The sequence below is a fragment of the Methylomonas sp. HYX-M1 genome (genome assembly GCF_040741385.1).
In the GTDB taxonomy this organism is placed as follows: domain Bacteria; phylum Pseudomonadota; class Gammaproteobacteria; order Methylococcales; family Methylomonadaceae; genus Methylomonas; species Methylomonas rhizoryzae.
Genome location: NZ_CP160405.1, coordinates 2,111,203 through 2,123,477 on the forward strand (window position 1 = coordinate 2,111,203; position 12,275 = coordinate 2,123,477).

General features: G+C 48.5%; 10 protein-coding genes. 7 read left to right on the plus strand and 3 right to left on the minus strand.

Going from position 1 to position 12,275, the window contains the following annotated elements; all coding sequences use genetic code 11:
- Nucleotides 1-5: 5 nt before the first annotated feature.
- From AB0A83_RS09635 to AB0A83_RS09650, 4 genes are all read left to right on the plus strand, one after another.
- The gene (locus AB0A83_RS09635; protein ID WP_150048088.1) at nucleotides 6-986 is read left to right on the plus strand and encodes a sulfotransferase domain-containing protein; all 981 of its coding nucleotides are present in this window, start codon (nucleotides 6-8) and stop codon (nucleotides 984-986) included.
- A gap of 107 nt (nucleotides 987-1,093) precedes the next feature.
- Nucleotides 1,094-1,942: a cupin-like domain-containing protein gene (locus tag AB0A83_RS09640; protein WP_150048089.1), complete on the plus strand. Its 849-nt coding sequence runs from the start codon at nucleotides 1,094-1,096 to the stop codon at nucleotides 1,940-1,942.
- A gap of 37 nt (nucleotides 1,943-1,979) precedes the next feature.
- Nucleotides 1,980-3,302, plus strand: coding sequence for a PepSY-associated TM helix domain-containing protein (locus AB0A83_RS09645; protein ID WP_367156101.1), 1,323 nt, complete (start codon nucleotides 1,980-1,982; stop codon nucleotides 3,300-3,302).
- Complete coding sequence (locus tag AB0A83_RS09650; RefSeq protein ID WP_150048091.1) at nucleotides 3,302-4,744, plus strand: methyltransferase domain-containing protein; 1,443 nt, start codon at nucleotides 3,302-3,304, stop codon at nucleotides 4,742-4,744. Before AB0A83_RS09645 ends, AB0A83_RS09650 begins: the two co-directional genes overlap by 1 nt.
- Before the next feature lie 63 nt (nucleotides 4,745-4,807).
- On the opposite strand, the gene AB0A83_RS09655 is transcribed toward AB0A83_RS09650, so the two are convergent.
- The 3 genes from AB0A83_RS09655 to AB0A83_RS09665 all read right to left on the minus strand — a co-directional run bounded on the left by AB0A83_RS09655 (nucleotide 4,808) and on the right by AB0A83_RS09665 (nucleotide 6,108).
- Nucleotides 4,808-5,026 carry an MbtH family NRPS accessory protein gene (locus AB0A83_RS09655; protein WP_150048092.1) on the minus strand — a complete coding sequence of 73 codons (219 nt, stop codon included), beginning with the start codon at nucleotides 5,024-5,026 and terminating at the stop codon, nucleotides 4,808-4,810.
- 308 nt (nucleotides 5,027-5,334) lie between these two features.
- Nucleotides 5,335-5,847 carry an RNA polymerase sigma factor gene (locus AB0A83_RS09660; protein ID WP_150048093.1) on the minus strand — a complete coding sequence of 171 codons (513 nt, stop codon included), beginning with the start codon at nucleotides 5,845-5,847 and terminating at the stop codon, nucleotides 5,335-5,337.
- A 72-nt stretch (nucleotides 5,848-5,919) separates the two neighbouring features.
- Entirely contained in the window at nucleotides 5,920-6,108 is a 189-nt protein-coding gene (locus tag AB0A83_RS09665) for a hypothetical protein (protein WP_367156102.1), read from the minus strand.
- Between the two features lie 641 nt (nucleotides 6,109-6,749).
- Between AB0A83_RS09665 and AB0A83_RS09670 the strand changes: the two genes are divergently transcribed.
- The 3 genes from AB0A83_RS09670 (at nucleotide 6,750) to AB0A83_RS09680 (ending at nucleotide 12,086) form a co-directional block, all read left to right on the plus strand.
- Nucleotides 6,750-8,438 carry a cyclic peptide export ABC transporter gene (locus AB0A83_RS09670; RefSeq protein WP_150048095.1) on the plus strand — a complete coding sequence of 563 codons (1,689 nt, stop codon included), beginning with the start codon at nucleotides 6,750-6,752 and terminating at the stop codon, nucleotides 8,436-8,438.
- 140 nt (nucleotides 8,439-8,578) lie between these two features.
- A complete protein-coding gene (locus AB0A83_RS09675) occupies nucleotides 8,579-10,969 on the plus strand; it encodes a penicillin acylase family protein (RefSeq protein ID WP_367156103.1) in 2,391 nt (796 codons plus the stop codon).
- Nucleotides 10,970-11,117: 148 nt separating this feature from the next.
- Nucleotides 11,118-12,086: a FecR domain-containing protein gene (locus tag AB0A83_RS09680; RefSeq protein ID WP_150048097.1), complete on the plus strand. Its 969-nt coding sequence runs from the start codon at nucleotides 11,118-11,120 to the stop codon at nucleotides 12,084-12,086.
- The last annotated feature ends 189 nt before the right edge of the window (nucleotides 12,087-12,275 follow it).

Below are 12,275 nucleotides of genomic sequence, written 5' to 3' on the forward strand. Positions count from 1 at the left end.
AATAAATGGATCATTATCTTTATTATAAAAGAAAGCAGCTATCCAGATCTTATTTGTTGGCAACCGAATATACGAGTATTATTAAGGGCTATGTTCCCGAAGATAAACTCCCTTCTAATATTGAATACTTATCGAAGTGGATTGAATATCAATTCCTTCCGCATTATTTCGGCTATGTTCCGGTATGGCGTAGTTTTGTGCGAAAATTTTCCGGCAAGAGAACTCTGCCGGATTTCTGTGTTGTTGGACCTATAAAGAGTGGCACTAGTGATTTGGCAGTCAATATCATGTTGCATCCGAATGTGATACCTCCATTAGTTAAAGAATGTTTCTCTGCCGATCTTGAAAAATGGCGCATGTATTATCCCACAGAACGACAAAAGAGAAAACTTGCATCTAAATATGGAATTGCATTAACTCCGTTTTTGGCTCCTTATCTTCATTGGATGGAGCTGATTTATAATCTTTCTAAGGAACGACCGGAAACAAAAGTTGTTTTAACATTAAGAGATCCCGTTAAAAGATTTTATTCTCAATGGAAATGGGAAGTATATATGGCCGGAAAAAAACGCTCGGATAATTTATATTTTTTAAATTCGTTTCCGGCGTATGTGGATAAGGCGTTATCGGTTTTTCCGGATTATCCTATGTTTACTACTTGTGCTTGCGATCCAGTGCAAACAAGCATTTATTATAAGGCAGTTAGTTATTGGATAGAGTGTTTTGGGAAAAATAACGTATTAGTGTTGGATGCGCAAGATTATTTTTCAGATAGCAATAACTTTTTAAACAAAATATATGGCTTTGTTGGATTGCCTAATTTTGCAACCCCTCAGTTTAAAGATAGAGTCAATGAAAATCCTGTTGTACTGCCGCCGGCCGATGATGAAAGTGTTGGTAGATTATATGAATTTTTCGAGCCATATAATAAAAAACTTTGGAATATATTAGACAATGAATTTGATTGGGATGTTAAAGCGCAGTAGATAATATACCTAGACTATAACGCATCTAGCTATCAATAAGTGCTCTCACCCATTTTAAGTATGGGGCATATTGATGTCAGTATGATTGAATAACAGGAGGTTGAAAAATGTATTTGAGTGAAGAATTGCCATTACAGGTGGACAGAGTTAATGCGCCGTCGATTGAAGAGTTTAATAGATTATACGCTGAACCAGGTAAGCCCGTATTGATAACGGGGGTTGTTTCCGAGTGGGATGCCTGTTCGCTTTGGAATTCTCAATATTTTAAGTCAATTGCCGGTGAACGTTCAGTTCCTGTCAAACGCATGCGTAACGGCGCCTATCTCGGAGCGCACTCAGAGTTAATGAAACTGGCGAATTATTTGGAACTGGTTCATAAGGAGCCGATTGGTAATGAAAGAGTTTATTTAAGCGAACAAAGTGTAGAGAGTATTTTGCCGGAAGTCGTTGGCGACTTTACGGTTCCTGCTTACATTGATTCCACAAAATTCGTCGCGGTTTGTTATATCGGTAGCAACGTGCATTCGCAAATTCATTTTCACCCTTTCGGTAAGGCGTTACTGTGTCAGGTTTCAGGAAGCAAACGGGTAAAACTTTTCGCTCCAAATCAAACTCCTTACCTGTATCAGAAATTGCATTTTAGTAAGATTGAAGGAGAGCCGGTTGATTTAGAGAAATACCCCTTATATCAAAAAGCCGTATATTACGAATGCGAAGTTAAAGCGGGAGAAATGTTGTTTTTTCCAATTTACTGGTGGCATGGCGTGGAAACAACGGAATTCAGTTCTGCGGTCGTTTTTTTCTGGGATGATTCTCGAAAGTCGAGATGGTTACCTCCGGAGGGAATTCCCTGGAGATATGTACCATTGTTTGAACTAATGTCATGGCTCTTCAAAGGAAAACGTATGTTAAATGGCATGATGAAATCTGTTCGTGGAGATGCGCGGCGCTCTTAAATAGAAGAACGAAGCCAAATGAAAAGAGGATATTTCGATGCCTACGATGACAATAGATAAATTCAATGCTCGACGATTAGCCCGACTGAAAGCGCGCCGTAAGCTGTGGCTTGATGTTCATTTATATCTCGGTTTATTCGTCGGGGCTATATTGGCTGTTGTCGGTCTAACTGGTGGCATTCTGGTGTTTTATCAGGAAGCTCAGGAAGTCTTGAATCCGGAGTTGGCTATTGTCTTAGTTCCACCCGAAAATCAGAAAAAATTATATGCTTTGGACGAAATTATCGCGGCGGCAGAGTCAGTCAAGCCGCAGGGCGGTCGTCTTTTTAAAGTGTACTATCCCCGCAAGCCGGATGTCGCTTACAAGCTGCTGTACTTCGCCAAGGAGGCACAGCAGGCGAATAACGGCGACGGTTATTATAATTTCGTTGATAACGGTTATTACATCTTCGTTGATCCTTATACGGGTCAGGTCAAAGGTATACAGCTTTGGCATCCCAAGGGACGCTATTGGGGGCGACCCTTGGTTAGTTTCATTATGCAGTTGCATTGGTGTTTGTTGCTAGGCAAAACCGGCAGCATTATCAACGGTATCTTGGCGGCCTTCTCGATTATTTCACTGTTAACGGGTCTGATTGTTTGGTGGCCGCTGACTGGCAAATTCATGCAGGCATTAACCTTCAAGCTTCGGCCAGGGTCTGTACGTTTTAACTTCGATCTGCATAAAACCGTCGGCTTTTACGCAACTATTGTGCTCATGCCTGTATTATTTTCCGGTATTTACATGAATTTGCCAATTCAAATGAATGAACTAGTCAAACTATTTTCACCAGTCAATCGGCCCGATGTATTTAGCACTGTTCCGGCAGAGGTTCACAGCGGCGTGCCGCAAGCGGGTCAACAGCCGATAAATGCCGCGGACGCGGAAGCTATTGTGCAGAAAGGTTATCCGGCCGGTAAATTGTGGATGCTGAATGCACCGAAAAATCGTGAGGACGTCTATGTTGTAATGAAACGTGACCTAACTGAATTAAGCCGGTTTATCGGTTATCGTGATTTCGCTATCGATCAATATAGCGGTGATATTGTTAATATCTATGATAGAGGGACAGGCAGTTTTGGTGATGTTTTTATAGATTGGCAATGGCCATTGCACAGTGGTCATGCTTTCGGTTGGACGGGGCGGATTTTAGTGCTTTTTTCCGGCTTGGCATGCCCGGTTTTGTATGTAACCGGAGTAATTCGATGGCTACAAAAGCGCAAAGCCAAACAACTGAAGAAAGACAAAATAAACTGTCATATTACTGCAGAATATGAAATTGACCAATTAAAACACTGTCGGATATCAACATTTGAATAATGGGTTTTTCAATGTATCAATGTATTCTTTGTCATGGAGATTTGGATGATTCATCTCCATCTATCGTAATGTGTTCTGATTGTGGAATCAGTTATCCTATTATTGACGATATTAATATTTTTCTATTGCCGGATCCTTTTTCATCGTTGCAAGGTTTTGTCATGGAAATGGAAGAAACTCGGCATTCATTTGAAAAAATTATTCGGAATCTGGATGATTTTGAACAATATTATAATGCAATGGATCTATCGGACAGAATAGCGATGACTAAAAATGGGTTGTCAGGGAATACCAGTTTTTTGGAAGAATCCTGTCTACCTATTATGAATTTTTTACAAAACCTGCCTAGTCAAGATAATACCCTGGCTTGGAGCTCTGTAAAATCTGGTTTCACATTTCATGATATGTTGCCTTATTTTTATCAAGATTGGTCAGGGATGCCTGATTTATCTGAAGTAAAAGCTTTATTTAATGGAACTATTGCCCGGCATTGTAAAGATAGAGATTCTGTTGCGGTTTTAGGAGCCGGCGCTTGTGGATTATTATATAGTGTTGCCGAACGCTTTCGAGTGTCTTATGCGGTTGATTTATCTTTACCGACGCTATTAACTGCCAAAAAATTGATCGAAGGTGAGCCGTTGGCTTTTCATTTGGAGAAAGCCGACTGGCAACAGATTAATTTAACACCGCCGGAATCGACAGAAAACGATATTCGTTATATTGTTTCTGACGTCATGAACATGCCGTTTAATAGCGACTCGTTGTCTGTGGTTATTACTCAATATGTGCTCGATATTGTCAGCAATCCGAAACGATTATCAGCAGAAATTTATCGAGTATTGAAGGCAGATGGTTTATGGATCAATTTTTCAAACCCTTTTAAGGTACCAGGAGATCCGACAGAATTAGATCGAAGAAGAATAAATGAATTGCCTGATTTTTTTAGAAAAATGGGGTTTGATGTGGTTGATATGGGGATTGAGCGTTTTAGCTTGCTAAATTTAGAAAAGCTTTTCCCTGAGACTGGAAATACTAAACAGTTGGTGCATTTTTTTACCTTAAGGAAAATTCATACCGAACAGAATTCATTTAATACCGAAAAACCGATTCAACGATTTTTTAGAGCAAATGAAGCTGTTTGGTGTGAAGTACCCAGAATTGTAATGGATCGCGAGTTGTTTTTTGTCAGAAAAAAGTCATTCGATCAACTAGGTCGTGCTAGTGAACATATAGAAATAAGTGTGGCAGGGCAATCGTTTTCTATTCCTTCAGATATTGCGATGTTATTGGAAAAAATATTTGAATATTGTAATGGAAAAAATAATTTAAAAATGTTGCTAAGCATTTTGCAAAAAAATGGAATTTATTTAAATGAAGAAGAATTTTTACAATTGATTTACATGTTAAACGTGCAGCATTACTTAATCGAACTCAATGGATAGGACGGCTTATTATTATCTCGATCCGAAAACTGAAAAAAGCACGCATCCTTGCGCTTCTCGAACTTATTCCAACCCATCCTCCCGCATATGCTGCCGCAAGCTCAGCGGCCGCATGTCTGTCCAAACTTCCTTGATGTAATCCAGACACTTCTGCTTAGGGCCTTTGGGGCCGACGGCTCGCCAGCCGGCGGGAATGTCCTTGTATTCCGGCCAAATGGAATACTGCTCTTCATGATTGATTACGACTTGATAAATAGTGGTGTCTTCTTCGTCCCAACTCATTGTTGTCTCCGGTGTATGAGGTATTAATTCGCCGCATAAAATAGGCTTTAACGGCGTGTATCGGCTGACAGTCGGCTAGACAGATCAATCTACCCTAGCTCGGACTATAGGTTTGCTAAAAAAATAACTTCCCGAAATGACTTTTCCTGTTATGAGCGGCATGTGCATGTGGTCGGATTTTAGGCGCTAAGCGGCGTCATCGCTTCCTCCGTCATTTTTTAACGCGCCGACTGGGCTGGTCGGAAAGCTGGATGGCCCTATCGTTACCCTGCGTAGTGTAGTTAAGACGACTGACTAGTCCAATGTCCTCATATGTCGTTTAATTCGAGTTGGCGTCGCTTAAATTGCTGTTTGCAGTGCAATAAGGCCCGCGCCAGCAATTTCTCCACCGCGCTTTCGCTGATCGCCATTTCCTTGGCGACTTCCGGATAGGTCATCCCGTATACCCTGTTTAGGATAAAAGCTTCGCGCGCCCGTTCCGGCAGGCGTTCGACAATGGCAGAAAATATGGCTAGTTTTTCGTCGACTAACGATAGGTGCTCGGTAGACGGCGTTTCCAGTGCCGGCATTAGGGTCGGGTCGGCGTTGTTCTGATATTTTTCGACTACTTTGCGGTGCTTGATGTGGTCGTAGGCTAAATTGCGGGCGGTACGAAATAGAAATCCGCGCGGATGTTCGATGACTTGTTTCTGAATTTCACGCGAAAAGATGATGAAGCATTCTTGAACCAATTCTGCAGCGATTTCGGGACAATCTACGATGCGCGCTAGATGCTGTTGCAGTTCGGCTTGATGGTCTTGATAGATCGATTCTAGGGTCATTGCTCAATTCCTTATGCGGTTGACGGGTGGGCGGCTTAGTTGTTTGCCCCGGATTGCAAGTTGGCGACAGCCTTAATCCCTCTCTTTATCTTGCATTTTATTTTTTCCAGCGCCGGGGTGGTCAACGTAAACTTCACCATCGCTAAAGCAAGCTTTGCGCCAAATGTTAATCATTAGCATTACAGCGACGGAGTTTAAACTCCAAGCTGGTTGTGCCGCTGATTGAGGGATATGACCGGTTTTTATGGCGTTAATTAACATAGTTTATTTCGCTGTCTCGGTTTGGTTAATCCGATTGCAAATCGAACTGGGGGTTTTGTTTCTTATTGCCGTCTTACTCTAAGGCGATGGTGGGCGTGATGCGCCGTTGCTACTGCTTATTTATGAAAGTCATTGTGGGAGCGACGCCCTCGTCGCGACGAAGGCGTCGCTCCCACCGAAAAACTTTCATTTGCCGGGGGGATGCCGCTTTTTCATGAGCGTTAGGATGGTTACAAATTAATTCCCTGTTTCGCGTTGCAAGGATGTTCGCGTTCGTTCTGAGCAAAGTAAGCCCCCTTCGGGCGCGGGGGGTTAACAAGAAACAGGGAAAGGCTGCTATGGAGTTAATCTTGCTGTTTCTTGAGAGCTTGTCGAAAGATGGACGGGAAAATCGGAGCATCCACCGCGCCAAACCGTTCATGCATCGACCGAGCTGGGCACGCACGGTTTGGCAGGAACAGTCATTTCGCGAAGCAATTTTTAGCGAGATCCAGAGAGAAGACCCGTGTTGCTAACGCTTTCAGTAGTAGGGGGCATTAAGGCGTTCTAAGTGCCCAAGATTTTGCTAGCTGAATCCGGTTAAAGCATGAGCGTTGCATCAGTGTTGCGTTTTTTCACGACATAGAGTTTTCGAAAAGAAAATGTGGACATTTTTATGGCGGTCGTCGCCGCTTACCCTTTTGTTTGTCATGTTGACCGGAATCGTCAGCGGTTTGAGCAATGCCGGTTTAATCGCGTTCATTAATGGCGTATTGGCAGGTAAGTCCGAAGTATTTTTCGGTCATGCGGGGTTTGCCGGTCTGGTGGCAGTGGTGTTATTGAGCCGATTCGCCTCTCACTACGGATTGAATCGTTTCAGCACCCGGCTCGTGAAGAACTTGCGGTTACGCATTGCCGGTTTGATATTGCAAGCGCCTTACCCGGTATTGCAAACCATAGGTAAGCCGGCCTTATTGAGCCATTTGACCGAAGACGTGGTCAGCATTGCCGGCGCCAGCGAGTTGTTTCCGGTGATCTGCATCAACTTTGCGATCGTGGCGGGTTGTATGAGCTATTTAACCTGGTTGTCCTGGCAGTTGGCCGCGGTGCTGGCTTCGGCAATCGGTTTCGGCGTTTTGAGCTTCGGTGTATGTAACCGGTTTTCGCAGTGCCGTTTACGCGCGGCTAGGGAGGAATATGACGGACTTAGTCGCGGGTTCAGCGGCTTGACCGAAGGCGTGCGGGAATTGAAGTTACACCGCCGCCGCGCGCAGGGGTTTATGTCCGGCGCGTTGGAAGCGCATGCCGAAGGTTATCGCCGGCATTCCTTGGCGGCAATCGGTCATTTTTTGCTGATCAACCAATGGATACAGTTGTTGTATTACCTGACGATTGCGGCCATTTTGTTTGTGTTTCCGCATTGGCAAGCGCTGAATACGGAGGTCGTCGGCGGCTACGTTTTGGTTTTTCTATTCATGATGTCGCCGTTGACCGTTTTAACCAACAGCATACCGACCTTCGCCAGAGCCAAGGTGGCTTTGCAAAAGGTGACGGCTTTGGAGCGGAGTTTGGCGCAATCTTGCAGTTCGATCAGCGCAGGGATGCCGCAACAGCCCGAGTTTGAACACTTGATATTGAGTGGGGTGACTCACCAGTTTCATAGGGAAAAAGAAAATCGCAGTTTTACCCTGGGACCTATCGATTTAACCATCAGGCCCGGCGAATTAATTTTTTTGGTGGGCGGGAACGGCAGCGGTAAAACCACCTTAGCCATGCTGTTGATGGGGCTATATCATCCGGAACAAGGCGGCGTGTTCTGGAATGGGACGCGGGTGGATGCCGGCAACCGGGATGCGTACATGCAAAACTTTTCGGTCATATTTGCCGATTTCCATTTGTTCGACGAACTGTACGGAATCGATAGCCAACCGCATCAAGCGTTTATCGCCGACTATCTGGAACGTCTACAACTCAATCATAAGGTTGAAATCGCCAACGGGCGCTTTTCCTCGGTAAACTTGTCGCAAGGTCAGCGCAAACGCTTGGCTTTGTTGACCGCTTATTTGGAAGACCGGCCGATTTATATCTTCGACGAATGGGCTGCAGACCAAGACCCGGAATTCAAGCAGATTTTTTATACCGAATTGCTGCCGGCATTAAAGGCGCGCGGTAAAACGGTGGTGGCGATTACCCACGACGACAAATATTTCCGGCTGGCGGACCGTTGCATCAAATTGGAAGACGGGCAAATCGCTGCGATAGAGTATCCGCAGGTGCCGGACGAACGGGCGATTCAGCCGGTCGATCCCGCGCTTGGGGCTTGGTCGGAAATCACTCCCCTCAATTCTTAGGGACGATTTTTCCGACCAAATTCTAAAATGCAAAAGCGGTATTTTATCTCCTCATCCCGGACTACTTTCGGAGTGGAAAGACACTGTCTTTCGCGCGGAAGAGTGACTCTTATCGTTAACTGTTGTTCTCGACAACCATCATGACAAAGACCTACAAAGCCTGGCAAACAGTGTTAGTCGCCGTTGCATGCGCGACCGTTCTGGCGGCCGCAGCCGCCTATCTATGGCTGCGCCAGTCGTTACCTGCAGCGGACGGCGAGCAAGCACTGTCGGGCTTGGCCGAGCCGGTCCGGATCGAAACCGACAACTTGGGCGTACCCAGGATAATTGCAGCCGGCCGTAGCGATGCCGTCCGGGCCTTGGGTTATTTGCATGCCGGGGACCGTCTGTTTCAAATGGATTTGATGCGGCGCAAGAATGCCGGGCGCTTGGCCGAATTGTTCGGTGCTATCGCCGTCGGCAGCGACGTCAAGGCAAGAACCTACGGTTTTAATATGCGCGCCAAGCAGGTGTTGCTTAAATTGCCGGCAGCGCAACGCAGTTATTTGGAAGCTTATGCCGCCGGGGTTAACGACTATCTGCAACGCGCGCGGGCTTTGCCGTTTGAATTCGATGTATTGGCCTACCGGCCGGAGCCTTGGCAGGCGGAGGACAGCTTGCTGGTGATCTTCGGCATGTTCGACAATTTAACCGCCTGGGCGGAACAATACGAGCGCATGCTGACCGTCATGGACCAGGCCTTGCCGGCGGAGGTGGTGACATTTTTAACCCCGGACAGCGACCGTTACACCGACGCCTTGCAACAACATGCGCCGGCGCGGGTACCCTCCGGACCGTTGCCGATAGCGGCCTTGCATGCCTTGCTGAGCGAAAGTTTGCCGGCCGGCCGGGCCTTGGCGCACGCGCCCGAAGAAACTATGCCCGGTTCCAATGCCTGGGCGGTATCCGGCGCCAAAACCGCGGACGGCCGGGCCATCGTTGCCAACGATATGCATCTGGGCATTAACGTTCCCAATATCTGGTATCGGGTACAGCTCGAATACCCCGGCGTGCTGGCCGCCGGCGTGTCTTTGCCGGGAACCCCGTGTTTGGTGGCCGGCAGCAATCAGCATGTGGGCTGGGGCTTGACCAATCTGGCCGGCGATTTTCTGGATTTAGTGTTGCTGGAGGGCGATACGCAACGGGCCGGGCAATACCGGGTCGGCAGCGAATGGCGGAATTTCGAGCAGCGCCGCGAATTGATCCGTATCAAAGGCGAGGCCGATAAAGAATTGCTGGTGGAAGAAAGCCTGTGGGGGCCGGTGGCGCAACAGCCTTTACTGGGTCAAAAAGCGGCGATTCACTGGACGGCTTTGGATGTCGATGCGGTTAATCTGGACATATTGGAGTTGGAACAAGCCGGCGGTCTGCAGCAAGCCATCGCCGTCGCCAACCGGGCAGGCGGTCCGCAATTGAACGTGTTGCTGGCCGACTCCACGGGCCACATCGCCTGGACCCTGACCGGCAAATTGCCGTTACGCCGTTCCGGCGACGGTTCAATCGCCCGCTCGTGGGCCGACGGCGATGCGGCCTGGTCGGGATATCTCGCCGCCGCGGACATGCCGAAAAGCGTCGATCCGGCCGCCGGCTTTTTGCTGTCCGCCAACGATAGGCGCTTTGGGACCGAACTGCCGTATTCGGTGGGACGCAACTTTGCCAGCGGTTATCGGGCTTACCGCATCGATCAGCGCTTGCGGCAAATGAGCCGATTCGACGAATGGTCTTTATTCAATCTGCAGCAGGATACCTACAGCGAGTTTTATACCTATTACCAACAATTGGCGCTTAGCGTATTAACGCCGGATAAAACCGCCGGCAACGCCGAGTTGAACGGCTTGCGCAATTATTTGTTAAGCTGGAACGGTAGGGCCGATACCGATAGCTTGGGTTTGCCGCTGCTGATCGAATTTCGCAAACAATTGATAGCGTCGGTTTTTAGCCCGTTTTTGCAGCGCTGCCGGCAATTGGAACCTGATTTCGAATACAGCTGGAACTATGTCGATACGCCGCTGCAGGCGTTGCTAGACAGCCGTCCTCCGCAATTAGTGCCGGAACCGGCACAACACGATTGGCAAACTTTTATTTTGAGCCAATTGACCGCTGCAGCCGCCAATTTGCAAGCCGCGCATCCGGCTGTAGCATTGGCGGCCCTGAATTGGGGCGAGGTTAACCGGGCCGAGTTTTCCCACCCATTCGCTAAAGCTTTGCCGGCTTTGTCAACGCTGCTGGACATGCCGCGGCAAGCCTTGGCCGGATGCGGCGGCTATTGCGTGCGGGTAACGGGCGCGCGTTTCGGCGCCAGCGAGCGGCTGGTGGTGTCGCCCGGCCGTTTCGCGGAAGGCATTTTGCATATGCCGGGCGGACAATCCGGTCATCCTTTATCCGCTCACTACCGCGATCAGCAGCCCTATTGGCTGACCGGGTTGCCGTTACCGTTCGCGGCCGGAAATTCGGTGCATACCATGACGTTGCGTCCGCCCGGGACGCAATAGCCCCGCAGGCTGCTTTTCGCCCGGTGCGATTTGGCTAAACTAACCGGGAGTCAAGACCATCAGGCGGGAACGTGAAACGCGGCCCGCGCGAGCGGTGAGGCTCATCGCTAGGGCTTTCAGAGTGAACCAGTAAACGAAGTTAACGATTATGAACAACAATACCGAGCAAACCGATGCGGACGATAGTGTAGACGAGCAGGCGGCCGATTGGTTTGTCCTGTTGCGCTCGGAACGCGTTACCCGAGGCGACGAAGCCGAGTTCTTGCGTTGGTTGGAGCAGGCCGAGGCCCATAAAACTGCGTTTTACGAAATTTGTGAGATGTGGGGCGATGACGCCTTGCTGGAAAGCCTGACCACCAGTGCGGCCCGGCACGCGATAGCACCGGTTAAAAAAAAACGCTGCATTAACACTCGGCCGGTTGTGCCGGCTTTAGCGGCCGGCGTGCTAGTCGCGGCTTTATTGTGGGAGCCGGCGCGGATATATTTCGGCGCGGACTATTCCGTAGCGGTAGGGCAAACCCAGACCGTGCAATTGCAGGACGGTTCTAAAGCGATACTGAATAGCGGGAGCGCGCTGGCGGTAACGATGGATCAGAGTCAGCGCTCGGTGCGCTTGCTGAAAGGCGAAGCCTATTTCGAAGTAAAACCCGATCCCGATCTGCCGTTTGTGGTTCTAGGCCGGCGTTCGGCCACCCGCGTGCTGGGGACGCGCTTCATCGTCGATAGACACGGCGATTCCGACGAAATCAAAGTGTTGGCCGGTCGGGTGGAGGTTGCGGAAAACCGGCGTTGGAAACAACCCGTGGTTTTAAGTTCCGGTCAAGCGGTGACGGTGTCCGCTAACGCCATCGGCGAGCCGCAAAGCTTGTCTTCGACTTTATCCACCTCATGGATCAACGGATTTCTGGTGTATCAAAACGAAACCTTGGAAAACGTCGTCGGAGCCATCGGCCGTTATAGCCGAGCCGTCGTGGTATTTAAAGACGATTCCTTACGCACGCTGAAAATTAACGGCCGGCTGAACATTCGCGACAGCCGCGCCATGTTGGGCACGCTGCAAAGCACCCTGGGATTAAAAATGAGGTTTTGGGGCGACTGGTTGGTGGTGATCGGTTGATCCCGGCAATGCTTCGATGCGTTCCAGTCGTGCCGGCTCCGTTGCCTGTTCCGCGTTTGTCGCCGGCCGGACGGCGCTGTCAGCCCGGACTCGAAGTTTGTGAAAATGTGAAATCCATACCACAATGCTGCTAAGGTAGGGCTAGCTAATTTCCTTACTGCGGTAGAGTTTTCACCTCTTGGTCTCGGT

Excerpts from the sequence above, each read along its gene's own strand:
- AB0A83_RS09650 (WP_150048091.1), top strand. The coding sequence starts at position 3,302 with ATGGGTTTTTCAATGTATCAATGTATTCTTTGTCATGGAGATTTGGAT.
- AB0A83_RS09635 (WP_150048088.1), top strand. The coding sequence starts at position 6 with ATGGATCATTATCTTTATTATAAAAGAAAGCAGCTATCCAGATCTTAT.
- AB0A83_RS09655 (WP_150048092.1), bottom strand. The coding sequence starts at position 5,026 with ATGAGTTGGGACGAAGAAGACACCACTATTTATCAAGTCGTAATCAAT.
- AB0A83_RS09670 (WP_150048095.1), top strand. The coding sequence starts at position 6,750 with ATGTGGACATTTTTATGGCGGTCGTCGCCGCTTACCCTTTTGTTTGTC.
- AB0A83_RS09665 (WP_367156102.1), bottom strand. The coding sequence starts at position 6,108 with ATGTTAATTAACGCCATAAAAACCGGTCATATCCCTCAATCAGCGGCA.
- AB0A83_RS09660 (WP_150048093.1), bottom strand. The coding sequence starts at position 5,847 with ATGACCCTAGAATCGATCTATCAAGACCATCAAGCCGAACTGCAACAG.
- AB0A83_RS09675 (WP_367156103.1), top strand. The coding sequence starts at position 8,579 with ATGACAAAGACCTACAAAGCCTGGCAAACAGTGTTAGTCGCCGTTGCA.
- AB0A83_RS09645 (WP_367156101.1), top strand. The coding sequence starts at position 1,980 with ATGCCTACGATGACAATAGATAAATTCAATGCTCGACGATTAGCCCGA.
- AB0A83_RS09680 (WP_150048097.1), top strand. The coding sequence starts at position 11,118 with ATGAACAACAATACCGAGCAAACCGATGCGGACGATAGTGTAGACGAG.
- AB0A83_RS09640 (WP_150048089.1), top strand. The coding sequence starts at position 1,094 with ATGTATTTGAGTGAAGAATTGCCATTACAGGTGGACAGAGTTAATGCG.